We start from the raw sequence: 22,406 nt of genomic DNA, 5'->3' as shown, positions 1-22,406 counted from the left end.
CTTGGACCGCGCGCGAATGCTCCGCGACTTACTCGACCAGATCGTCTTCCAAAATCGCCATCTGGAACTGGAACGAGCGATCATCGTCCTCGTCATCGACGAACAGGACGCCGATGAACTCCTCGCCGATATAGACCTCGGCGGAATCTTCCTTCTTCGGCCGCGGCACGACGCGGATCTTGGGATTGCCGAACACGCGCTTCAGATACGCGTCGAGCTTCCTGACTTCCTGAACGTCCACGGGAGATCTCCAATTGCAGCGGGTTGCTTGTTGTTCAGGACGTGACAGCGCGGCACGTCCGTGTCCTCGAAGCTTGTTAGTTCAGCCGGTCGATGCCCACCACTGACACCAGCGTCATCGAACGCATCTGAAAAGGGACGGAGTGGATCTCACATTCAGTCCGCCGCGGCAATGGCGGATCGTCAGATCCACAGATCAGCGATGTGTTCGCACGAAATCCCGTGGTTGAAAAGCTCTTGACTTCGAGATTGCGCGAGCGCGCGCCGCGGCTCAGATGCCGATCGCGTTGATCATCTGGTCCATGGTGCGCGACGGCTCGGCGCAACCGGCCTCGCCGACGATCTTGGCCGGCACGCCGGCCACCGTGACGTTGTTAGGCACCGGCTTCACCACCACCGATCCCGCGGCGATGCGCGCGCAATGACCGACCTCGATGTTGCCGAGCACCTTGGCGCCGGCGCCGATCAGCACGCCATGACGAATCTTCGGATGACGGTCCTCGTTCTCCTTGCCGGTGCCGCCGAGCGTCACGCCATGCAGGATCGAGACATTGTCCTCGATGATCGCAGTCTCGCCGCAGACGAAGCCGGTGGCGTGATCGAGGAAGATGCCGCGGCCGATGCGCGCGGCCGGATTGATGTCGGTCTGGAACACCGCCGAGGAGCGGCTCTGCAGATAGAACGAGAAATCCTTGCGGTTCTTGCGATACAGCCAATGCGCAAGGCGGTGCGTCTGCAGCGCGTGAAAACCCTTGAAGTAGAGCAAGGGGTCGATGAAGCGCGACGTCGCGGGATCGCGGTCGTACACGGCGACGAGATCGGCGCGGAACGCGTGGCCGAGATCCGGCTCGTCGCGCAGCGCATCGTCGAAGGTCTGGCGGATCAGGTCGCCCGACAGCGCCGAATGATCGAGCCGGTCGGCCACGCGATGCACGACCGAATCCTCCAGCCGGCTGTGATGCAGCACCGTCGAATAGATGAAGGTCGCAAGCTCCGGCTCGCGGCGGACGATCTCTTCGGCCTCGCTGCGGATCCGATCCCAGATCGGATCGAGCGTCGCCAGCTTCCCGCTCTGGGGATGGGTCTGATGCATAGCCATGGCTGCGTCTCGCGGAGTTCAGTGGGCAGGCAATATAGCACGGCGCGTGGAATGATGTCCTCTACACGCTGCGCGAGGCCATCGATCCCTTCTCTCCGGCCGCGCCGCCAGGAGACCACGGGATTGAGACATTTCCGTTACGCGCAAGGTGACCCCGCCAGCGGGAAGGCCGCGGTCGGCTCAAGGTGGTCGGTGGGAACCGGAAATCAAGGCGCTCCGGGGACGAGACCCGAAACAAAGACCTCCGGTTCCCTGGGGATAAAAGCGGGCGCCAGCGACCACCCTGAGGCAAAAAGGAACCAGTCGGCTACCGAGGGAGGCGCGTCCCCCGCGGGATCACGGGGCTGACTTTACCATCCATCAGCCTGCGTCTATTGGTGAATACCGCCTTGACCATGTTTTGGCCATGGTGCTCCGAACCGGGGGATAAAGGCATCAGTAACACTCAGATCCTCGACGAACGCGCAAGCGAGGCCGGCTCGGCCTGGCTTCCCGTCATCGTCATCCCCCTCTTCCTGGTCGCGCCGGCGCTGTGGAACGGCTACCCGCTGCTGCAGTGGGACACCGGCGGCTATCTCGCGCGCTGGTATGAAGGCTATCTGGTGCCGAGCCGGTCGACCGTGTTCGGGCTCTATCTGCACTATGGCGAAGGCTCCAGCTTCTGGCTCAATCTCGGCCTGCAGGCGCTGGCCACCTTATGGATCCTCCAGCTCACGCTGCGCGTCCTCGGGCTCTACCAGCCGCTGCGCCTGCTGTGGATCGGCCTCCTGCTGATCCTAACCACCGCCCTGCCCTGGCTCGCCAGCATGCTGCTGACCGACATCTTCGCCGGGCTGTCGGTGCTCGCGCTGTTCCTGCTGGTGACGCAGGCGCGCCGGATCTCGGCGCTGGAAAAAGCCGCGCTGTTCGTGTTCGTCGCCTTCGCCTCGGCGACCCACAGCGCCACGCTCGGCGTGCTGTTCGGACTGTGCTGCGCCGGCTGGATCGCCTATCCGTGGCTGCGCCGGCAGATCGCGCTGTCCGGGCTGATCCAGGCCAGCCTGACCATCGTCGCCGGCGCCGCCATGCTGCTCGCCGCCAACTTCGCTTTGTCGGGCCAGCTGGCCTGGACGCCGGGCGGCACCGGCGTCGCCTTCGGCCGCATGCTCCAGGACGGCATCGTCGCGCAATATCTCAACGACCATTGCGGGCGTGAGAAGCTCAAGCTCTGCCCTTATCGCAACGAGCTGCCGCCCACGGCGGACGACTTCCTGTGGGGCAACTCCATGTTCAACAAGCTCGGCCGCTTCGAGGGCATGAACGAGGAGATGGGCTTCATCGTCAAGCAGTCGCTCGCCGCCTACCCGCTGTGGCAGGCGAAGGCGGCGGCGGTCGCGACCGGCGAGCAGCTGATGCATGTGGCGACCGGCGAAGGCACCAGCGGCTGGGTGCCGCACACCTATGGGATCATCGAGCGTTACATCCCCTCCCAGGTCCGGCAGATGCGCGCGGCGCATCAGCAGCATTGGGAGATCAATTTCGCGGTCGTGAACTGGCTGCATGTGCCGGTGGCATTGGGCTCGATGCTCGCGGCCGCCGCGATCGCGGCCCATGCGATCTGGCGCCGCCGCCGCGACGACATCACGCTGCTCGCCGCCACCGTGACGCTCGCGCTGCTCGGCAACGCCGTGATCTGCGGCGTCATCTCCGGCCCGCACGACCGCTACGGCGCAAGGCTGGTGTGGATCGCGACGTTCACCGTGCTGATTGCCGTGGCCGGGTGGTTCGGGGCCGAGCGGACGACAGAGTCATAACCTGTAGGGTGGGCAAAGCGGCCGCGGCAGGCGGCAGCGTGCCCACCGTGACGCCGCATCATCTGCGGTGAGATGGTGGGCACGGCGCCACCGAAAGCTCGTCTGTGGAGAGAGCGCGGCTGCACCTTTGCCCACCCTACAGCAGCCGCGCTTTCAACGCCGCGAAAGAAAATCCACGACGCCGGCCTTGTAGACCTTGTCGCCGACGGCGCGCATGTGGTCGCGGTTGGGGATGTCGAGCACTTCGGCGCCGGGGATCAGCGCGCCGAGCGCAGGTCCCGAACCGGACACTTCGTCGGTCGTGCCGACGGCGACGAGCACCGGCACCGCAATACGACCGGCATCCTCACGCGTGATCAGGCCGCGCGAGCCGCGCATGCAGGCGGCGAGCGCGAGGCGATCGGAGCGGGTCTGGTCGGCGAAGGCACGAAACGTCTTGCCGACGGGATCGGTGACGTCGTCGAGCGACGGCGCCTCGAGCGCCGCGGCGACGTTCTCGCCGGGGCCACCGCCCTCGATCATCGCCATGCCGATGCCGCCGAAGATCGCCGAGCGCAGGCGCTCCGGCGTGGTGAGCGCGATATGGGCGGCGATGCGGCCACCGAGCGAGTAGCCCATCACGTCGGCGCTCGCGAGCCCGAGATGATCCATCAGCGCGGTGACGTCGCTCGCCATCTCGGCGATGGAATACTGCGCGGGATCGTACAGCTTGGCCGAGTCGCCATGGCCGCGATTGTCGAGCGCGATGACGCGGCGGCCGGCCTTGCGCAGCTCGGTCACCCAGCCCGGATAGATCCAGTTGACGGTCTTGGTCGAGGCGAAGCCGTGCACGAGCACGATCGGATCGCCCTCCCCCTCATCGATGAAGGCGATTTCGACGGCGCCGTTGGAAAAGCTCGGCATCGGACGTGGTCCCGGGAATCTGGAGTGATGGTTATGCGTGAAGTCTAGCCGCAGGGCGCGGCGGCGACCAGTTGGCCGCTCGCCGCCGTGGCCTGCATGCGGCGCAGCCGCCGGCGCTTGCCGCGGTCGATCACCGCCTGCGTCGTACGCTCGGTCATCGCCTTCAGCGAGGCGACGGCGCTGACCAGCGTCATGAGCGCGCCGAACAGCCAGAGCGCCAGGTTGAACGCGCCGGCCGTGAGCAGCAGCGCGCCGCGGCCGAGCAGCTTGAGGATCGCCCGCATCTGGCCGCCCTTGGCCTCGGCGAGGCGGGCGGCGCGGGCGATGTCCTTCGGACCGTCGGCGAGCTTGAGCGAATCGAGCGCGCCGCGCGTGCCCACTTTCTCGGTGATGCGGCCGACATCCTTGGCCAGCCGCACCAGCGCGCCGGCCTTCTCGGCCCGGAACGCGGCGCGGATCGCGGTCGCCGTCTCGCCCGGACGCAGCACCGAGCCCGAGGCGACGGCCTGCTGCAGCATCGGCGTATCGACCACCTCGCGCGCCGACCGTCCGGCCCAGGCCGCCAGCCCCTCGCCCAGCCGGCCGACCTTGCGCGCATCCTTGACCAGCGTAAGCCCGGCCCGCACCGGCGCGGCGCCGCCCGCCGAGACATAGGTCGCCGCGGTCACGGCAAGTCCGGCGGTCGCCAGGCCAAGCACGAGGCGATCGGTCTCCTCGCCCATCACCAGATGCTTGCCCTCGCGAATGGCGTCGCGAATGTCGCCGAAGACAAAGAGATCGCCGGCCACGGTGCCGGAGAGGCTGGCCACGTCATCTGCCTGGCCGGTGACGAGCCCGGTCGCGAACCGCTTGGCAACGCTCGTCGGCGCCTTCTCCGCAGCGACGGCATCGCTCACGCGCTGGACCTGCGCGTCATCGAGCGCAACCTGATCCTCCCTCGCAAGCGCGACGAAGCTCTCGGCGAGATCGGGATCGCCGGCGGCGAGCGCCTCGTCGATACCGCGCGCGATCCGCGCCGGATCGTCCCGCAGCAGGGATGCGACCTGAAGCTCCGACAGCCGTGCCGGATCCTCCTGTGCCGCGACCACCGCCAGCGAGGCCTGGGCATGCGGCCACAGCGCAGCGCCGATCGCGGCGCTGACGGCAAGGCCGGTCACGGCCAGGCTGAGCCTCCAATTGATTCGCATCACTTGAACCGCATCGAGATCACGCCGCCTTCACGTTTTCGCGCATCGATCCATTCCAAGACATAGGATATCCGGCCCGGGAGACAACGGCCCCGACGAAAGAAGGGCTTCTCGGGAAGCTCCCGTTTGTGTCGAATCCACAAGCGCAAAAATATCGGCGTGCGTCACGCCCGACGAGGTTCCCAACCCGAGGAATTGGCCTTATGGCTCAGCAGGGTGCGCCGCCGTCCTCACGACGGCTTGGCGCCTCGATACTGTCCGTCGGCCGCTTCCCCGTGCTGATTCGACTTCTCTCTTCTTGCCACTCGAGGTGAAACCGATGGCCGATAACATCGTCCCGCATTTCCACAACGATGCCGGTGTGCCGGTCATCGAGATCGGCTCGCATGAGTTCATGTGCGTGGGCGCCAATCCGCCGTTCGACCATCCGCACGTGTTCCTCGATCTCGGCAACGACAAAGAGATCATCTGCCCGTACTGCTCGACCTTGTACCGCTACGCGCCCGACCTCGCCGCGGGCGAGGCACGGCCGCCGGAATGCGTGCTGAAGGACGTCGCCTGACCGGCTTGTCGTGGCACTGCGGACCGTCACCGTCGCGGGGGCCGGGATCGGCGGCCTGACCGCCGCGCTGGCGCTCGCCACCAAGGGCTTTCGCGTCGTCGTGCTGGAGAAGGCCGAGCGGCTGGAGGAGGTCGGCACCGGCCTGCAGCTCTCGCCCAACGCCAGCCGCATCCTGCTCGATCTCGGCCTGGGGCCCCGGCTCTCGGCGCGCGCCGTGGTGCCCGAGGCCGTCAGCATCATGAGCGCACGGGCGGGCGGCGAGATCGCGAGGCTGCCGCTCGGATCGGCCGCGAGCGAGGCCGCCGGTGCGCCCTATTGGGTGATCCACCGCGCCGACCTGCAGGCGGCCTTGGCCGCCGAGGCGATGGCGCATCCGGACATCGAGCTCAAGCTCGGCTGCCAGTTCGAGGACGTCGCCGCCCATGCCAAGGGGCTGACCGTGGTGCATCGCCAGGGCAACGAGCGGCGGCAGGACGTGGTGCTGGCGCTGGTCGGCGCCGACGGCGTGTGGTCGGCGGTGCGGCACCATCTGTTTCCGCAGGTCCGCGCCGAATTCTCCGGGCTGATCGCCTGGCGCGGCACGCTCGATGCCCGGCAATTGCCGCGTGATTTTACCAGCGCGCGGGTGCAGCTGTGGATGGGCCCAGCCGCCCATCTGGTCGCTTACCCGATCTCCGCCGGCCGGCAGGTCAATGTGGTGGCCGTGTTGCCCGGCACCTGGAACCGGCCCGGCTGGAGCACCGAGGGCGATCCGAACGAGCTGAAGGCTGTGTTCGGTCCGCCGCGCTGGCCGGCCTCGGCGCGGCTTCTGCTCAATGCCGTCGATGGCTGGCGCAAATGGGCGCTGTTCGGCGTGCCCGAGGGCATCGACTGGACCAAGGGCAATATCGGCCTTCTGGGCGATGCGGCCCATGCGATGCTGCCGTTCGCCGCGCAGGGCGCCGGCATGGCGATCGAGGATGCAGCCGTGCTCGCCAAGACGCTGAGCGAGGCGCGCCCGGACGGGCCGGCCGCGGTCGAGGGCGCGCTGAAGCTTTATGCCAAGCTCCGCCGCCCCCGGGTCGGCCGGGTGCAGCGCACGGCGCGCAGCCAGGGCCGGATCTACCACATGGCCGGACCATTGGCGCTCGCGCGCGACCTCAGCATCCAGGCGCTGGGGCCGCAGCGGCTGTCGGCCCGACAGCGCTGGATCTACGATTGGCGGCTATAGGCGCCGCAGCGCCCAAGACGCCGATCCTCAATACACCGAGCCGTCGCGCGGCAAGGTCGACGGTCCGCCGGAGCTTGCCATCGGCCGCGCGGTGCGCGCGGGCTTCGCCGGCTTGCCCTTGGCCGCGACCGGCGTCGGCGGCGTCTCGACGCATTTGTTGCGGCGCCAGGCCTCCTCGGCGAATTGCGACTGGCCGCGGACAGCGATGTAATCGTTGCGATAGGCGACCTCGGCGACCACGGCGCCGCCTGCCCCGGTCTCCGCCTTGGCCATCAATCCCTGCAGCTCGGCGGTCCGCGCCGCGAGCGACTTGCGCTCCGCCTCGAGCTGCTTGCAGTCGTAGAGCTCGTATTTGGCCGGATCGGCGAACGCCGTCGACACGCTGTCGCTCATGCCGGCGCAACCGGACAGCAGCGACGCAAGCGCAAACAATCCCGCGGCAAGCGCGAGGCGGTGATAGCCCAGGCGATGGCAGTCGGTCGTCATGAGGCCTCGATCATCCAACCGTCCTAAACCTTCCCGCGATCGACGACCGGAGACGGACCGGTCAACGATGCCGCCCATTCGGCGGCGATCCACGCCGTAGGACGCGACCTTGCGCGACCGCTTCGCGGACCTCAGCCGGTGCCGACAACCTGCGCCGCGGTCCGCCAGAATCGTTTTCCGCTGACGGCGGCGAGGCTTACACCGACAACCTCGCTCGTGTCCTGCACAATGTCCCGCACCCGATCGGTCGCGGTCCACTGCGGCACGGCAGACACGCCTTCAAAGCAGCTGGTGACGGCCGGATTGAGGCTTTACCAAGGCAGCCGCGCCGGCTTAAGCACAAGATGAGCCGAGAGGCCCAAGCAAGCTCATTCCGTCTTGGCGAATGATGCGCTAGGTCTCTGATCACAAAGGCGGACGTGGCGGAATCGGTAGACGCAAGGGACTTAAAATCCCTCGATGGCAACGTCGTGTGGGTTCGAGTCCCACCGTCCGCACCAAGGTCCGTAAGCCACGAAGCGCGCCGCCCACCGGGCACCTGGACACGCCGTCGCCGAAGATGTCCTCTGCCGGAGGATTGGGTCGGTACAGCGGATAGGCTGGCGTCGGCTAGCCCAGATCTTCAGTCGTGATGTCCCGAGCCGCGTGCAGGATGCGGACGACCTCGATGGCATTTGCGCCGGGAACGTAGAAGAAGATCTAGTTGCCGACCGGAAAGTTGCGGATGCCGGGGCCGAGCTCGGCACGCTCTCGTCCGGCGAACGGGTTGGCGGCAAGCGTCTGGACCGCACGATCGAAGCGGTGGAGGAGCGCGCTGGCCGCCGTCTCGTTGTCGGCGGCGATGTACTGCCAGATCTCCAGCGCGTCTTCCCTCGCTTGCGGGCGCAGCAGGCGGCTACTCTGCACGCGCCGCCTTCCGACGTTTCGCCTCCGCGATGAGGTCTTCGACGTCCCAGCTCTCGGCAGGGCCGCTGTCTAGACCGTCTTTGATCGCGCTCCGAAGCGCCTCGAGCTTGGCCTTGCGTCGCTCTTCCTTCTCCTCGACCAGCCGCAGCCCCTCGCGCATGACCTCGCTGACGGTCGAATAACGACCGCTGTCCACCAGGCCCTTGATGAACTCCTCGTAGTGCTTGCCGATGGTGTAGCTGCTGGCCATGGGAACATCCTCGTAGCACTTTGTAGCATTTTATGCTCTCCGCTCAAGCGGTCTAGACGAACGGACCCACACGGTCGCCTGGCGATCGACATCGATCCGAGCAGCCCGCTGCGTCGTTACGATTTCAGGTGACACTAACCAACAAGCAGCGAGGCGGCCGTGGACGCAGACCTTCGCATTGCCCTGATCACCGGTGCCGGACGCGCGACGGGCATCGGCTTCGAGGTGGCGCGGCAGCTCGGGGGGCGCGGCTGGCGCATCATCCTAACCGCCAGGACAGCAGCGGATGCGCAGGCTCGGGCGGCCGAGCTCGACGCGGCGGGGGTGGTGGCGGAGGGGCATGGCATGGACATCACCGATCCGGATGCGACGGCCAAGATCGCTGCGCTGCTGGAGGAGCGGTTCGGCCGGCTCGACGTGCTGATCAACAATGCCGCGACGCTCGGCCGCTATGACGAGACCGCCTCGACCGCTGATCTGGCCGAGGTCCGCGCCAATTTCGAAAGCACGCTGTTCGGCGCCTGGTCGGTGGCGCAGACCTTCCTGCCGCTGTTGCGCAACAGCGCGCATGGCCGGCTCGTGAACGTCTCCAGCGGCGCCGGCTCGCATAGCGACACCGAGTTCGGGCTCGCCACGGCGGCGCCGATGCCGGCCTCTTATGGGGTGGCGAAGGCTGCGCTGAATGCGCTCACGGTGAAGCTCGCCCGGGAAAATCCAACCCTGCGCGTCAACGCCGTCTGTCCCGGCTTCACCGCGACGTTCGACGGCGGCGCCGCGATGGGCGCGCGCCCGGTGGCCGATGGCGCCGCCGGCGTGGTGTGGGCCGCGCTGCTCGGCGATGACGGGCCGACCGGCGGCTTCTTCCGCGACGGCCGGCCGCTGGGCTGGTAGGTCGCCGCTACGCCGCCTGTGCGCGCGCCATCAGTTGCGTCATCGTCGTCGCCTGGAAGCTCGGGCGCGCTTCCAATCGTTCGATCCAGGCAACGAGGTTGGGATGAGCTGACGTCAGCTCGGTCCATTCCGGCGTCAGCGACAGGAAGCTCGCCTGCGGGCCGGCCTGCAGGTCCGCCAACGACAGCCGGTCGCCAGCCATGAAGGACTGCTCGCCGAGCAGCCGCGACAGCTCGGCGATGACAATCCTCGCCTTCGGCATCGCGCCGGCGATAGCGGCTTCGTCCGTCGCCGTGCCGAAGAATTGCGGGCCGACGATGCGCTGGAAGATGATGACGTTGCACACGCCCTGAAACAGGTACCAGTCGCTGATGTTCATCACCTGGTCCATGCGTGCCGCCTGCTTCACGTCGTCCGGCGTCAGCGCCGGCTGCGGCAGCACGCGGTCGAGATAGCGCAGGATCGCCTGGGTCTCGTACAGCTCGAAGCCGTCATGGCTGAGCGCAGGCACCCGGCCGAACGGATGCCGCGCGAGATGCGCTGCCGATTTCGAATCTGCGGGCGCCAGCGGCGCAAGCCGATAGCTCGTCCCCTTCTCCTCCAGCGTGGCCAGCACGCTGCGGCCGAACGGGCTTCCCGGCACCGAATGCACGACGAACTCTGACATGACGTTTCTCCCCCTTTGATGATTGATGTGACTTACGAGGACGCCGGCCCTTCGGCCTCGGCCACGAAGCGCTGCAACAGGCCGGGCCAGCCGCCATCGACATCCCGGCGCATCGAGGCGCCGTCCTCCGCGCCCATGGTCTCGAACTTGTGGTGCACGAGCTCGACGCGCGTCGCGTCCTCGCCTTCGGCAAAGAACCGGACGTCGACCTCCGAGCGCATCGCGGCATCCGGCTTCCACTGCGCATTGACCTGCCACAGCATGACGAAGCGCTGCGGCGGCTCCCACAGCGTGATGGTCGCGACCACCGTCTGCGTGCCATCCTCGGCGATCTCCAGCCAGCGGCCGCCGAGCTTCGGCTCGAGCAAGACCTTCGCGATCGGCTTGCCGCCCACGCCATGCGTATGCGGCCACCATCGGGTCAGCCCGCCGGTGAACACGGTGAAGGTATGATCGATCGGTGCGCGGACACGGACCTGCTTCTCGACCGGCGCTATGACGACGCGCTCACTCATTCCCCCTCCCCTGCCCTTTCGCGTGCCGGTGCGTCCGCTCCGCCTCGATCTTGAAGGCCAGCAGCGCGTCGTCCCAGAAGCTGTCGAGCCAGTCGCGCAGCTCGGCCAGCCCCTCGCGGCGCAAGGAGTAGATGCGCCGCACGCCCTCGCTGCGCTCCTCGACCAGGCCGGCGTCCTTCAGCACCTTGAGATGCTGCGACACCGCCGGCCGCGACACCGGCATGCCTTCGGCGATGGCATGCACCGGACTGGGTCCGCTACGCAGGCGCTCGAACACCTGTCGCCGGGTCGGATCTGCCAGGACCGCCAATGCCGTCTCGTAAGCCATGACTTACCGTAAGCCAAAGCTTACACCTTCGTCAAGCACATCGGCGCAGCCTTGCCCCTACCGCCGGTTGCAGCGGGAAACCCACCGTTAACCATACCGCGCGCAGAGTTGCCCCGGCCTGCCGCCATGCCGCTGCGCCGACCTCCGGTGCGAGACCGGTCGCGCTCGACTTGAACCGAGAGACACGATGCTGGGATTCCGCAGCCGCAAGACCGATCACCAGGACGCCCTGCCCTCCTTCGATATGGCCGCGCACGAGGCTTTCCAGGACGCGCTGGCGCAGTGCCTCGACGACTGGGCTGCGGGCAAGCTCAACCGCGATGTCGCCGATGTCGACGCCGCCGCCCTGCGGGCCAGGCTGAAGCCGCAACTGATCGAGGCGATCCATCGGCTCGGCACGGCACTGGCGGGTCGCGCATCGCAGGACCTCGACGCGATCGTCGACATCAGCATCAACAGCAACGAAGCCTCGATCAGCGCGGCCCGGCTGATCGGCGCCTCCAACAATCAGTCCGAGCGCTGCCAGAGCCTCACCTCCGCTTCGGTCGAGATGCAGGCGTCCGTGCAGACCATCAGCGCGACCTCGACGGCGGCGGCGCAGGAAGCCACGGCGACCCGCCGCGCCGTCGAGGACAGCGTGACCGCGGTGCGCGGCACGTTGCAGACCATGAACGGGATCGCGAGCTCGGTGCGCGATACTTCGGCCAAGATCGCCGATCTCAGCGCCGCCTCGGCGGAGATCGGCTCGATCGTCGGCACCATCGACGCCATCGCCAACCAGACCAACCTGCTGGCGCTCAACGCAACCATCGAGGCCGCGCGCGCCGGCGAGTTCGGCAAGGGCTTTGCGGTCGTCGCCGCCGAGGTGAAGAACCTGTCGCAGCAGACGACCAAGGCGACCGAGGACATCAAGGGTCGCATCGAGCGGCTGCAGGCCGAGATGAGCGGCATCGTCGAGGCCATGGCCGGCGGCGCCAAGGCGGTCGAAATCGGCATGACCGAGATGACCAACCTGGCGCAGACGATCGACCAGGCCGGCGCGCGGACCGCGCTGGTCAGCGCCAAGATGGACGAGATCTCCGGCATTCTCGCCGAGCAGAAATCAGCGACCGACGAGGTGGCCCAGGGCATCACCATCATCGCGGACCTCGCGACCGCCAATGCCAACGAGGTGATGTCGCTCGCCGACACCATGGGCCGCACTGACGCCAAGGTCGGCAAGATGCTGGGCGAGATCGCCAAGCTCACGCTGGACAATCAGGTGGTTCGCCTCGCCAAGGCCGACCACGTGATCTGGAAGAAGCGGCTGGTCGACATGTCGGTCGGCCGGCTGCAACTGCGCGCCGACGAGCTCACCGATCACCACAATTGCCGGCTCGGCAAATGGTACTACGGCGACGGCGGCCAGCGTCTCGCCGGCGATGCAGCCTTCCGCCGGCTCGAACGCCCGCACGAGGCGGTGCATCGTCACGGCAAGGAGACCGCGCGCTTGTTCAGCTCAGGCCGGATCGACGAGGCGCTCAACGAGATCGGCAAGGTGGAGGTGGCCTCGACCGAGGTGCTGGCGGCGCTGGACGACATCAAGGCGTGATCGCCGAGACAGCGCGGCAATCGCAGTCGTAGTAGGGTGGGCAAAGCGACGCCCTGAGGCGGCGCGTGCCCACCGTGTATCCGAGCATGCAGAAAGATTGGTGGGCACGGCGCCATTGCGATCTCGCGTGAGGCGACCTCGCGGCACCGCCTTTGCCCACCCTACGGCGCCATCAGCTACTCGCTCTTCTCGACATTCCAGAACACCGGCACCGCCTGTCCTTCCAGCACGCCGGTGACCGACTTGCGCCAGGCGCTCGGCATGAACCATTGGCCGAGCGGCACGTAGATCACCTGATCGTAGATCTCCTTCTGGATGTCGGCGGCGATCCGCTTCTGCTCCTCGGGCGTGCCGGCCTTGGCGAAGGCGTCACGCAGCTCCTCCATCTTCGGATCATCAGGCCAGCCGAACGGGCTCTTCTGCCCCCGCGCGCCGACGAAGGTGCTGCCGATCGGGTTGCCGGAGTCTGCGATCACCGAATTGGTGAAGAACATGTTCCAGCCGCCCTCCTTCGGCGGCTTCTGGCTGGCGCGCCGCGTCACCACCGTCTGCCAGTCGGTGGTCTGCAGATCGACCTTGAAGCCGGCCGCGCGCAACAATTGCGCCGCGACCACCGGCTGCGCTTTCAGCGTGATCGCATCGCCCGGCGCGAGGATCACCACCGGCGTGCCGTCGTAGCCGGACTCGGCGAGCAGCTTCTTGGCCTGCTCCATGCCGTTGCCCTTGACCAGCGTCTCCGAGCCGACGTCGCTTTCCAGCGGCGTGCCGCAGCCGAACGCGGCGCCGCAGATCGTGTAGTATTTGGGATTGCCGGTGAGCGCGTCGAGCACGTCCTTCTGGTTCAGCGCCAGGAAGGCCGCGCGGCGGATCTTCACATTGTCGAACGGCGGAAACAGGAAGTTCATCCGGCCGAGCGTCTGGTAGCCGAACTTGTTCAGCACGTTCATCGTCAGGTCGGGACTGGCCGAGAGCACCGGCTCGAGATCGAGCGGCGGAAATTCCATGAAGTCGATGTCGCCGGATTGCAGCGCGTTGACCGCGGTCTGCGCGTCGGGCATCGAGATCCACTCGACGCGATCGACCTTCACCACCTTGCCGCCGGCGGTCCAGCTCGGCGGCTCCTTGCGCGGCACGTAGTCGGTGTTCTTCTCGTACACCGCCTTCACGCCGGGCTGGAATTCAGCTTTGACGAATTTGAACGGGCCCGAGCCGATCTGCTCCGGGATTTGCGCATTCGCAGGCGTCTCGGCCAGGCGCTTCGGCATCATGAACGGCACGTAGGAGGACGGCTTGCCGATCGAGTCCAGCACGAGGCCGTAGGGCTCCTTGAGCTTCAGGGTGATGGTCTTGGCATCGGTGGCCTCGAGCGAGGCCGCAGCCTCCATCAGCTTCTGGCCCATGCTGTCGTTGCGGCTCCAGCGCTTCAGCGAGGCGACGCAGTCCTCGGCGGTCACCGGCGTGCCGTCGTGCCACTTCAGCCCGTCGCGCAAGGTGAAGGTGTAGGTCAGCTTATCGTCGGAGACCTTCCATTCCGCCATCTGCGGCTGGACCTGAAACTTCGCATCCGTCCCGAGCAGCGTGTCATAGACCATGTAGCCGTGGTCGCGGGTGATGTAGGCGGGCGTGAATACGGGATCGATCACGCGCAGATCGGAATGCATCACCGCCGTGATCGTCTTCTTGCCGGCGGCAAAAGCGCTGGACATCATGCCTGCGGAGACGGTCATGACCGCGGCAACCAGAACTGAAGTCAGCGCGGATGGCATCCGGCGCGAAGGATGTAACATGCGATCTCTCTCGACGTGAGCTTCCATCAGCAGCCCTGACATGGATCAAGGCCCCACAATCCCTGCGCAAAGCGATCGTCAGACGCCGAGCAAACAGGATTGCCAAGCGAGACTTGCAGCAGTTCCCGCCTAGGTCAATCGCCGCCGCTGCATGGGTCAGCGCATCAAGGCGCACGGGCTCCGGCGATCATGTCTCAAGATCTGGAACTCCAGCGCAACTGGCCCGTTCTCAGCAGCAAATGAGGAGCATGACCATGCCGCGCGACGCCGCCGAGCCACAGGACAAGCGACACCCACCCGCCCCGATCCGCGGGGGAAAGACACCGCCGCAGGGCCAGCTCACTCCACCGCTGATCGTCGATGGGCCGGAAGCCATCCGCGATCCCAATTGTTGAAAAGCTATTTGTAGGGTGGGCAAAGGCGATGCTCTGCCCTCTCCTCACATGATGCCGTCGTGGCGCCGTGCCCACCGTCTCGCCACCGGGGCCCGCGCCCGAGCGTGGGCACGCTGCCGCCCTTCGGGCGACCGCTTTGCCCACCCTCCTGCAGCGACGTCTACTCCTTCTTCTCGATGTTCCAGAAGATCGGCGTCGCCGGGCCGTCGAGCACCCCGGTCAGCGACTTGCGCCAGACGCTCGGCTGCAAGTACTGCCCCAGCGGCACATAGATCACCCGCTCATAGTTCAGCTTCTGGATCTCGGTCGCGATCTTCTTCTGCTCCTCCGGAGAGGATGACCGGGCATAGGCGTCGCGCAGCTTCTCGATGTCGGCATCCTCGGCCCAGCCGAACCAGCCGCCCTTGGTGCCCCGGCCGCCGACCGAGACGTTGGCGACGGGATTGGCGACGTCGGCGCCGACCCAGTTGGTGAAGAACATGTTCCAGCCGCCTTCCTTGACCGGCTTCTGGCTGGCGCGCCGCGTCACCACGGTCTGCCAATCGGTCGCCTGGAGGTCGACCTTGAAGCCGGCCTCGCGCAACAGCTGCGCCGACACGATCGGCTGCGCCTTGAGCGCGATGACGTCGCCGGGCGCCATGATCGCGATCGGCGTGCCGTCGTAGCCGGACTCGGCGAGCGCCTTCTTCGCCTCCGCCATGCCGTTGCCCTTGATCAGCGTCTCGGCGCCGATGTCGGTCTCGAGCGGCGTGCCGCAGACGAACACGGCGCCGCAGATCTTCTGATATTTCGGGTTGCCGACCAGCGCGTCGAGCACGTCCTTCTGGTTCAGCGCCAGGAACGCCGCGCGGCGCACCTTCACATTGTCGAATGGCGGGTTGAGAAAGTTCATGCGTCCGAGCGTCTGGTAGCCGAACTTGTTCAGCACCTCGGTCTTCAGATCGGAGTTGGCCTCCAGCACCGACAGCAGCTCATAAGGCGGCGCCTCCATGAAATCGATGTCGCCGGATTGCAGCGCGTTGACCGCAGTCTGCGCATCCGCCATCGTGATCCACTCGACACGATCGACCTTCACCACCTTGCCGCCCGCCGTCCAGCTCGCCGGCTCCTTGCGCGGCACGTAGTCGGCGTTCTTCTCGTAGACGGCCTTCACGCCCGGCTGGAATTCCGCCTTGACGAACTTGAACGGGCCGGAGCCGATCTGCTCGGGGATCTGCTGGCCCTGCGGCGTCTCGGCGAGACGCTTCGGCATCATGAACGGCACGTAGGACGACGGCTTGCCGATCGATTCCAGCACCAGGCCGTAAGGCTCCTTCAGCTTGAGCACGATGGTCTTGGCATCCGGCGCTTCCAGGCTCGCCGTGAAGTCCATCAGCTTCTGGCCCATGCCATCATTGCGGCCCCAGCGCTTCAGCGAGGCAACGCAATCCTCCGCCGTGACCTCAGTGCCGTCATGCCACTTCAAGCCGTCGCGCAAGGTGAAGGTGTAGGTCAGCTTGTCGTCGGAGACCTTCCAGTCCGCCATCTGCGGCTGGATCTTGAAGCTCGAATCCGTGGCGACCAAGGTGTCGTAGACCATATAGCCGTGATCGCGGGTGATGTAGGCCGTCGTAAAACCGGGGTCGATGACACGCAGATCGGAATGCATCACTGCGGTGATCGTGTTCTTGCCGGCCGCGATCGCCGGGGGCGCAAGCCACGGTGACAGCAGAACGGCGGCAGCAGCAAGCCAAGACGCGAGCGCGGAGCGGGCCCGGCGCGGATGAGGTGACATGCGAGCTCTCTTGACGTGACGGGGTGAACGACGGCCTCGAAACCGATCGAGACACGGCGACCGCTGGGAGCAGCACCACGCTTTCAGGGTCTTCGCCCAGCGTTCAATCCGCGGGCGAAAGACTTGCAACAGTTGCTGCGCCCGTCAATCGGCTTTGCTGTCGCCTTTCGCCGGCCGCCGTGCATCTAATTACCAGTGCTGCTCCCGCAGGGTGGGCAAAGGCGCGGCGGTGCTATTTGTACGGGCGGGATCGCGGTGGCGCCGTGCCCACCATCTCTCCATTGCATATGTTGCGCGACGGTGGGCACGCTGCCGCTCCGGCCGCCGCTTTGCCCACCCTACGGCAGCACAACCTAGCCTCGCACGAAAAAGGCGGCGGAGTTGCCTCCGCCGCCCCATCACGTCGTTCGTTCGAACGCGCGCGCGAGCTATTCGCTCTTGTCGATGTTCCAGAACACCGGCGTGGCCGGGCCGTCGAGCACGCCCGTCAGCGACTTGCGCCAGCCGCTCGGCAGCAAATACTGCCCGAGCGGGACGTAGAGCACCTTCTCGTAGTTGAGCTTCTGGATCTCGGTTGCGATCTTCTTCTGCTCCTCCGGAGACGATGAGCGGGCATAGGCATCGCGCAGCTTCTCGACCTCGGCATCCTCGGCCCAGCCGAACCAGCCGCCCTTGGTGCCTCGGCCGCCGATCGACACGTTCGCCACGGGATTGGCGACGTCGGCGCCGACCCAGTTGGTGAAGAACATGTTCCAGCCGCCTTCCTTGATCGGCTTCTGGCTGGCGCGGCGCGTCACCACGGTCTGCCAGTCCGTCGCCTGCAGGTCGACCTTGAAGCCGGCTTCGCGCAGCAGCTGCGCCGCCACCACCGGCTGCGCCTTCAGCGTCGTCACATCGCCCGGGGCCATGATCGCGATCGGCGTGCCGTCATAGCCGGACTCGGCGAGCGCCTTCTTGGCCTCCGCCATGCCGTTGCCCTTGATCAGCGTCTCCGCGCCGACGTCGGTCTCGAGCGGCGTGCCGCAGACGAACACCGCGCCGCAGACCTTCTGATACTTTGCGTTGCCGACCAGCGCGTCGAGCACGTCCTTCTGGTTCAGCGCCAGGAACGCCGCGCGGCGGACCTTCACATTGTCGAACGGCGCATGCAGGAAGTTCATCCGGCCGAGCGTCTGGTAGCCGAACTTGTTGAGCACGTCGATCTTGAGCTCGGGGCTTGATTCCAGCACCGACAGCATGTCGTAGGGAAGGTTCTCCATGAAATCGATGTCGCCCGACTGCAGCGCGTTCACCGCGGTCTGCGCATCCGGCATGGTAACCCACTCGACGCGATCGACCTTCACGACCTTGCCGCCCGAAGTCCAGCTCGCCGGCTCCTTGCGCGGCACGTAGTCGGTGTTCTTCTCGTACACCGCCTTCACGCCCGGCTGGAATTCGCTCTTCACGAACTTGAACGGGCCCGAGCCGATCTGCTCGGGGATCTGCTGGCCCTGCGGCGTCTCGGCGAGGCGCTTCGGCATCATGAACGGCACCAGCGAGGACGGCTTGGCGATCGACTCGAGAACGAGGCCGTAGGGCTCCTTCAACTTGAGCACGATGGTCTTGGCGTCCTGCGCCTCCAGGCTCGCCGTGAAGTCCATCAGCTTCTGGCCCATGCCGTCATTGCGGCCCCAGCGCTTCAGCGAGGCGACGCAGTCCTCGGCGGTCACCGGCGTGCCGTCGTGCCACTTCAGGCCGTCGCGCAAGGTGAACGTGTAGGTCAGCTTGTCGTCGGAGACCTTCCAGTCGGCCATCTGCGGCTGGATCTTGAAGCTCGAATCGGTCGCCAGCAGGGTGTCGTAAACCATGTAGCCATGGTCGCGGGTGATATAGGCCGTGGTGAAGCCGGGATCGATGACGCGCAGGTCCGAATGCATCACCGCCGTGATCGTCTTCTTGCCGGCAGCCATGGCCTGGGTGCTCAGCGCCGTGGAAAGCGAAAGCATGGAAACGGCGAGGCTCGTGGCGAGCGTCAGACCTTTCCAGCGCGGGATGTGGAACATTACAGAAGTCTCCTAGCGGGATGGATTTGACCTGAAACTGTTCAGATCCAGATCATTCGTTGGGCGTGCAGATCAATCCTTGTGCGAACTAACACGCTGTAAGTCGTGGGCTTTCGACAGTTGCAGAGGTCGTGTTTCACGTCAATCCGCATTCAGTGCATGCCGCTCACGCCTCAGATCGCCGTTAACGCTTGCACAGCTTTCGCTTTACAAAGCGCGCGCGACTATCGTCTCGTGACACGACAGTCACGACAGGCCTTGAAGAGAGCACACATGAATCCAGCCGATCTTCCCTTTGATACTGAAGCCATGCTGCAGGGCCTGCGCGGCTGGGTGGAGTGCGAGAGTCCGACCTGGGACGCCGGCGCCGTCGAGCGCATGCTGGACCTCGCGGCGCGCGACATGGCGATCTCGGGTGCGACGATCGAGCGCATCGCCGGTCGGCAGGGCTTTGCCGGCTGCGTGCGCGCCCGCTTCCCGCATCCGCGCCAGGGCGAGCCCGGCATCCTGATCGCCGGACACATGGACACGGTCCACCCGGTCGGCACGCTCGCCAAGCTGCCGTGGCGCCGCGACGGCGCCCGGTGTCACGGCCCCGGCATCTGCGACATGAAGGGCGGCAACTATCTCTCGCTGGAGGCGATCCGGCAGTTGATCAAGGCCTGCGTCACGACGCCGCTGCCGATCACCGTGCTGTTCACGCCGGACGAGGAGGTCGGCACGCCCTCCACCCGCGACATCATCGAGGCCGAAGCGCGGCGCAACAAATACGTGCTGGTGCCCGAGCCCGGCCGTCCCGACAATGGCGTCGTCACCGGCCGCTACGCCATCGCGCGCTTCAATCTCGAAGCGACCGGACGCCCCAGCCATGCCGGCGCACGGCTCGCGGCCGGCCGTTCCGCAATCCGGGAAATGGCGCGTCAGATCCTGGCCATCGATGCGATGACCACGGACGACTGCACCTTCTCGGTCGGCATCGTGCATGGCGGCCAATGGGTGAATTGCGTCGCCACCACCTGCACCGGCGAAGCGCTCAGCATGGCCAAGCGTCAGGCCGATCTCGACCGCGGCGTCGAACGCATGCTCGCGCTGTCCGGCACCACCGACGAGGTCGCCTTCAATGTGACACGCGGCGTGACGCGGCCGGTATGGGAGCCGGATTCCGGAACCATGGCGCTCTACGAGACGGCGCGCCGCATTGCCGCAGACCTCGGCATGTCGCTGCCGCATGGTTCAGCGGGCGGCGGCTCCGACGGCAATTTCACCGGTGCGCTCGGCATCCCCACCCTCGACGGCCTCGGCGTTCGCGGCGCCGATATGCACACTCTCAACGAGTATATCGAGATCGACAGCCTTGCCGAGCGCGGCCGTCTGATGGCCGGGCTGCTGGCGACGCTGGCGTAGCCACGGCCTTGCGGCATGACCGTGGGGTGGGCAAAGCGGCCGCCGCGGCGGCAGCGTGCCCACCGCCGGACGCTTGCAGGTTGGTCGGCACAGCGCGACCGCGATCTGGTTCGTGTGAGACAGCACGAGTCGCGCCTTTGCCCACCCTACAGCACCACTCGTGACGTGCTGCTGCGCAGCAGCACGGTTTCATTTTCCGGCACTGTCGTGAGCAAGTGGACATTCACCTCGCAGCGCGCGCATGATGGCATGCGGCTTGCAAAGTTTCGCGCGAAAGTTCGCCGCAAAGTACCGCGACATTGTTCGCAAATGCGATGGATCGCTGAACACGGATCCCGTGTCGTCAGCGTGCACGCACAGCAAGCGAACACCGGAGATCTCGAAAGCGATGAATCTTGCAAGCAATGACCATCGGTGACATGCACACTCACTCACGACCTCAGGCGCGCGGTCCTGGTCCCATGACAACGGTTCTCTCAAGATGATCGGTTATCTGTTTCGCCGCATCCTCGCATCCATCCCGGTGATGGGCGTGGTGGCGTTGTTCGTCTTCCTGCTGCTGCGGCTGACGCCCGGCGATCCCGCGGCGATTCTCGCCGGCGACAATGCGACACCCGAGCAGCTCGAGCGCATCCGCACCACGCTCGGTCTGAACGAGCCGCTCTACATCCAGTTCTTCACCTGGCTCAATCAGCTTGTTCACGGCGATCTCGGCGTGTCGCTGATCTCCAAAGTGCCGGTGCTGCAGATGATCGGCCAGCGCATCGAGCCGTCGATCTCGGTCGCGCTCTCGACCATCATCCTGTCGATCGTCGTGGCGGTGCCGCTCGGCGTCATCGCGGCCTGGAAGCACGGCACCTGGATCGATCGCTTCGTGATGGCGCTCTCGGTGCTCGGCTTCTCGGTGCCGGTGTTCGTGATCGGCTACATCCTGATCCAGGTGTTCGCGATCAACCTGCGCTGGGTGCCGGTGCAGGGCTTCCGCAGCATCAGCGTCGGCTTCGGGCCGTTCTTCGAACGCATCATCTTGCCGACCTGCGCGCTGTCCTTCATCTACGTCGCGCTGATCGCGCGCATGACGCGCGCCGCGATGCTCGACGTGCTCGGCGAGGATTTCGTACGCACCGCGCGCGCCAAGGGCGTCAGCGAGGTCGCGGTGCTGCTGCGCCATGCGCTGCGCAATGCGGCGGTCCCTGTCATCACCGTGATCGGCTCGGGCTTCGCGCTTCTCATCTCCGGCGTCGTCGTCACCGAGAGTGTGTTCAACCTGCCGGGCATCGGGCGACTCACGGTCGATGCCGTGCTGGCGCGCGACTATCCGGTCATCCAGGGCATGATCCTGCTGACCTCCTTCATCTACCTCGCGGTCAATCTCCTGATCGACCTCGCCTACACCATTCTCGATCCACGTATCCGCTACTGAGGCTATCCGATGGCAATCGTCACCACTCCCGAGCCGTCGATCCCGGTCACCACGCGACTGGGGCCTAGGTTCGGCTTCCTGACCTCGACCCCGATCATCGCGGTCGCCACCGTGTGCCTGTCGCTGATCGTGATCGTCTCGATCCTGGCGCCGCTGCTGGCACCGCATGACCCGGTGCTGCTGGCGCCGGCGCAGCGGCTGAAGCCGTCGAGCGCGCAATACCTGCTCGGCACCGACGCCTATGGCCGCGACCTGTTGTCGCGCACCATCTATGGCGGCCGCATCTCGCTACTGGTCGGCGTCGGCGCCGCCGTGATCTCGATCGCGATCGGCCTCGTCATCGGCCTCGTGTCCGGCTTCTTCCGCTGGGTCGACGCCATCATGATGCGGGTGATGGATGGCCTGATGGCGATCCCGAGCATCCTGCTCGCGATCGCCGTGGTCTCGCTGTCCGGCGCCAGCGTCGGCACCGTGATGATCGCGATCACCATCGTCGAGATTCCGCGCGTGGCGCGCCTCGTCCGCTCGGTCGTGCTGACCGCGCGCGAGGAGCCCTATGTCGAGGCTGCGATCTCGCTGGGCACCTCGATGCCCAAGATCATGTGGCGGCATCTGATGCCGAACACGATCGCGCCGCTGATCGTCCAGGGTACCTACATCTGCGCTGCGGCGATTCTCACCGAGGCGATCCTGTCGTTCCTCGGCGCCGGCATCAGCCCGGAGACGCCGACCTGGGGCAACATCATGGCCGAGGGCCGCTCCTACTTTCAGATCAAGCCGTCGCTGATCTTCTGGCCGGGCCTGTTGCTGTCGATCGCGATTCTCTCGATCAACCTGATCGGCGACGCCGCCCGCGACGCGCTCGACCCGCGCATGAAGCAGCGCGAGGCCGGCAAGTGAAATTGGTTCTTCGTCATCGCGAGCGAAGCGACGCGATCCAGGGGCCGCACCCG

21 protein-coding genes and 1 tRNA gene are annotated in these 22,406 nt (G+C 66.3%); 9 read left to right on the top strand and 13 right to left on the bottom strand.

The genetic code is table 11. From position 1 onward, the window contains the following. Positions 1–28: 28 nt before the first annotated feature. Both ACVILH_RS20075 and cysE read right to left on the bottom strand, forming a co-directional pair. Complete coding sequence (locus ACVILH_RS20075) at positions 29–241, bottom strand: DUF3126 family protein (protein WP_006611186.1); 213 nt, start codon at positions 239–241, stop codon at positions 29–31. A gap of 270 nt (positions 242–511) precedes the next feature. Beyond that, entirely contained in the window at positions 512–1,339 is an 828-nt protein-coding gene (gene cysE / locus ACVILH_RS20070; RefSeq protein ID WP_006611185.1) for a serine O-acetyltransferase, read from the bottom strand. A 395-nt stretch (positions 1,340–1,734) separates the two neighbouring features. On the opposite strand from cysE, the gene ACVILH_RS20065 reads away from it, so the two are divergent. Beyond that, positions 1,735–3,132 (top strand): hypothetical protein, encoded by a 1,398-nt coding sequence (locus ACVILH_RS20065; RefSeq protein WP_456717029.1) that lies wholly within the window; start codon positions 1,735–1,737, stop codon positions 3,130–3,132. Between the two features lie 153 nt (positions 3,133–3,285). Here the strand turns inward: ACVILH_RS20065 and ACVILH_RS20060 are convergent, their stop codons facing one another. Both ACVILH_RS20060 and ACVILH_RS20055 read right to left on the bottom strand, forming a co-directional pair. Continuing rightward, on the bottom strand, positions 3,286–4,035 hold the full coding sequence (locus tag ACVILH_RS20060; RefSeq protein WP_456714438.1) for an alpha/beta fold hydrolase: 750 nt from the start codon (positions 4,033–4,035) through the stop codon (positions 3,286–3,288). 44 nt (positions 4,036–4,079) lie between these two features. Continuing rightward, on the bottom strand, positions 4,080–5,222 hold the full coding sequence (locus tag ACVILH_RS20055; RefSeq protein ID WP_456714437.1) for a hypothetical protein: 1,143 nt from the start codon (positions 5,220–5,222) through the stop codon (positions 4,080–4,082). 319 nt (positions 5,223–5,541) lie between these two features. Between ACVILH_RS20055 and ACVILH_RS20050 the strand changes: the two genes are divergently transcribed. Together ACVILH_RS20050 and ACVILH_RS20045 are read left to right on the top strand one after the other, a co-directional pair. After that, positions 5,542–5,784, top strand: coding sequence for a zinc-finger domain-containing protein (locus ACVILH_RS20050; protein ID WP_006611181.1), 243 nt, complete (start codon positions 5,542–5,544; stop codon positions 5,782–5,784). A gap of 10 nt (positions 5,785–5,794) precedes the next feature. Then, the gene (locus ACVILH_RS20045; RefSeq protein ID WP_456714436.1) at positions 5,795–6,994 is read left to right on the top strand and encodes an FAD-dependent monooxygenase; all 1,200 of its coding nucleotides are present in this window, start codon (positions 5,795–5,797) and stop codon (positions 6,992–6,994) included. Between the two features lie 27 nt (positions 6,995–7,021). On the opposite strand, the gene ACVILH_RS20040 is transcribed toward ACVILH_RS20045, so the two are convergent. Further along, positions 7,022–7,480 (bottom strand): hypothetical protein, encoded by a 459-nt coding sequence (locus tag ACVILH_RS20040; RefSeq protein ID WP_456714435.1) that lies wholly within the window; start codon positions 7,478–7,480, stop codon positions 7,022–7,024. Positions 7,481–7,893: 413 nt separating this feature from the next. Between ACVILH_RS20040 and ACVILH_RS20035 the strand changes: the two genes are divergently transcribed. Beyond that, positions 7,894–7,980: transfer RNA gene (locus ACVILH_RS20035), tRNA-Leu, on the top strand. A gap of 199 nt (positions 7,981–8,179) precedes the next feature. Here the strand turns inward: ACVILH_RS20035 and ACVILH_RS20030 are convergent. Together ACVILH_RS20030 and ACVILH_RS20025 are read right to left on the bottom strand one after the other, a co-directional pair. Next, positions 8,180–8,386, bottom strand: coding sequence for a type II toxin-antitoxin system RelE/ParE family toxin (locus tag ACVILH_RS20030; RefSeq protein WP_456714434.1), 207 nt, complete (start codon positions 8,384–8,386; stop codon positions 8,180–8,182). After that, complete coding sequence (locus tag ACVILH_RS20025) at positions 8,376–8,636, bottom strand: type II toxin-antitoxin system ParD family antitoxin (RefSeq protein WP_456714433.1); 261 nt, start codon at positions 8,634–8,636, stop codon at positions 8,376–8,378. Before ACVILH_RS20025 ends, ACVILH_RS20030 begins: the two co-directional genes overlap by 11 nt. Before the next feature lie 159 nt (positions 8,637–8,795). Here ACVILH_RS20025 and ACVILH_RS20020 point away from each other — a divergent pair, with 159 nt between their 5' ends. Further along, on the top strand, positions 8,796–9,527 hold the full coding sequence (locus ACVILH_RS20020; protein ID WP_456714432.1) for an SDR family NAD(P)-dependent oxidoreductase: 732 nt from the start codon (positions 8,796–8,798) through the stop codon (positions 9,525–9,527). A 7-nt stretch (positions 9,528–9,534) separates the two neighbouring features. Here ACVILH_RS20020 and ACVILH_RS20015 read toward each other — a convergent pair whose 3' ends face one another. The 3 genes from ACVILH_RS20015 to ACVILH_RS20005 are packed head-to-tail and all read right to left on the bottom strand — an operon-like array spanning position 9,535 to position 11,037. Then, positions 9,535–10,194, bottom strand: a complete 660-nt coding sequence (locus ACVILH_RS20015; RefSeq protein ID WP_456714431.1) for a glutathione S-transferase family protein — start codon at positions 10,192–10,194, stop codon at positions 9,535–9,537. Between the two features lie 32 nt (positions 10,195–10,226). Further along, positions 10,227–10,709 (bottom strand): SRPBCC family protein, encoded by a 483-nt coding sequence (locus tag ACVILH_RS20010; protein WP_456714430.1) that lies wholly within the window; start codon positions 10,707–10,709, stop codon positions 10,227–10,229. Further along, the gene (locus tag ACVILH_RS20005; RefSeq protein WP_456714429.1) at positions 10,702–11,037 is read right to left on the bottom strand and encodes an ArsR/SmtB family transcription factor; all 336 of its coding nucleotides are present in this window, start codon (positions 11,035–11,037) and stop codon (positions 10,702–10,704) included. The genes ACVILH_RS20010 and ACVILH_RS20005 overlap by 8 nt, the downstream gene beginning before the upstream one ends. 187 nt (positions 11,038–11,224) lie before the next feature. Between ACVILH_RS20005 and ACVILH_RS20000 the strand changes: the two genes are divergently transcribed. Continuing rightward, positions 11,225–12,628 carry a methyl-accepting chemotaxis protein gene (locus tag ACVILH_RS20000; RefSeq protein ID WP_456714428.1) on the top strand — a complete coding sequence of 468 codons (1,404 nt, stop codon included), beginning with the start codon at positions 11,225–11,227 and terminating at the stop codon, positions 12,626–12,628. Positions 12,629–12,804: 176 nt separating this feature from the next. On the opposite strand, the gene ACVILH_RS19995 is transcribed toward ACVILH_RS20000, so the two are convergent. From ACVILH_RS19995 to ACVILH_RS19985, 3 genes are all read right to left on the bottom strand, one after another. After that, the gene (locus tag ACVILH_RS19995; protein ID WP_456714427.1) at positions 12,805–14,415 is read right to left on the bottom strand and encodes an ABC transporter substrate-binding protein; all 1,611 of its coding nucleotides are present in this window, start codon (positions 14,413–14,415) and stop codon (positions 12,805–12,807) included. Between the two features lie 555 nt (positions 14,416–14,970). Continuing rightward, the gene (locus ACVILH_RS19990; RefSeq protein WP_456714426.1) at positions 14,971–16,584 is read right to left on the bottom strand and encodes an ABC transporter substrate-binding protein; all 1,614 of its coding nucleotides are present in this window, start codon (positions 16,582–16,584) and stop codon (positions 14,971–14,973) included. A 428-nt stretch (positions 16,585–17,012) separates the two neighbouring features. Further along, entirely contained in the window at positions 17,013–18,626 is a 1,614-nt protein-coding gene (locus ACVILH_RS19985) for an ABC transporter substrate-binding protein (protein WP_456714425.1), read from the bottom strand. Between the two features lie 273 nt (positions 18,627–18,899). Between ACVILH_RS19985 and ACVILH_RS19980 the strand changes: the two genes are divergently transcribed. The 3 genes from ACVILH_RS19980 (at position 18,900) to ACVILH_RS19970 (ending at position 22,353) form a co-directional block, all read left to right on the top strand. Next, positions 18,900–20,030, top strand: coding sequence for a M20/M25/M40 family metallo-hydrolase (locus tag ACVILH_RS19980; RefSeq protein ID WP_456714424.1), 1,131 nt, complete (start codon positions 18,900–18,902; stop codon positions 20,028–20,030). Positions 20,031–20,511: 481 nt separating this feature from the next. Beyond that, the gene (locus tag ACVILH_RS19975; RefSeq protein ID WP_456714423.1) at positions 20,512–21,453 is read left to right on the top strand and encodes an ABC transporter permease; all 942 of its coding nucleotides are present in this window, start codon (positions 20,512–20,514) and stop codon (positions 21,451–21,453) included. Between the two features lie 9 nt (positions 21,454–21,462). Continuing rightward, entirely contained in the window at positions 21,463–22,353 is an 891-nt protein-coding gene (locus ACVILH_RS19970) for an ABC transporter permease (protein WP_456714422.1), read from the top strand. Positions 22,354–22,406 lie beyond the last annotated feature (53 nt).

The sequence above is a fragment of the Bradyrhizobium sp. USDA 4353 genome, assembly GCF_054063215.1.
The sequence above is the reverse complement of the archived record's forward strand: the minus strand, read 5'-3'. Positions and strand labels throughout refer to the sequence as shown.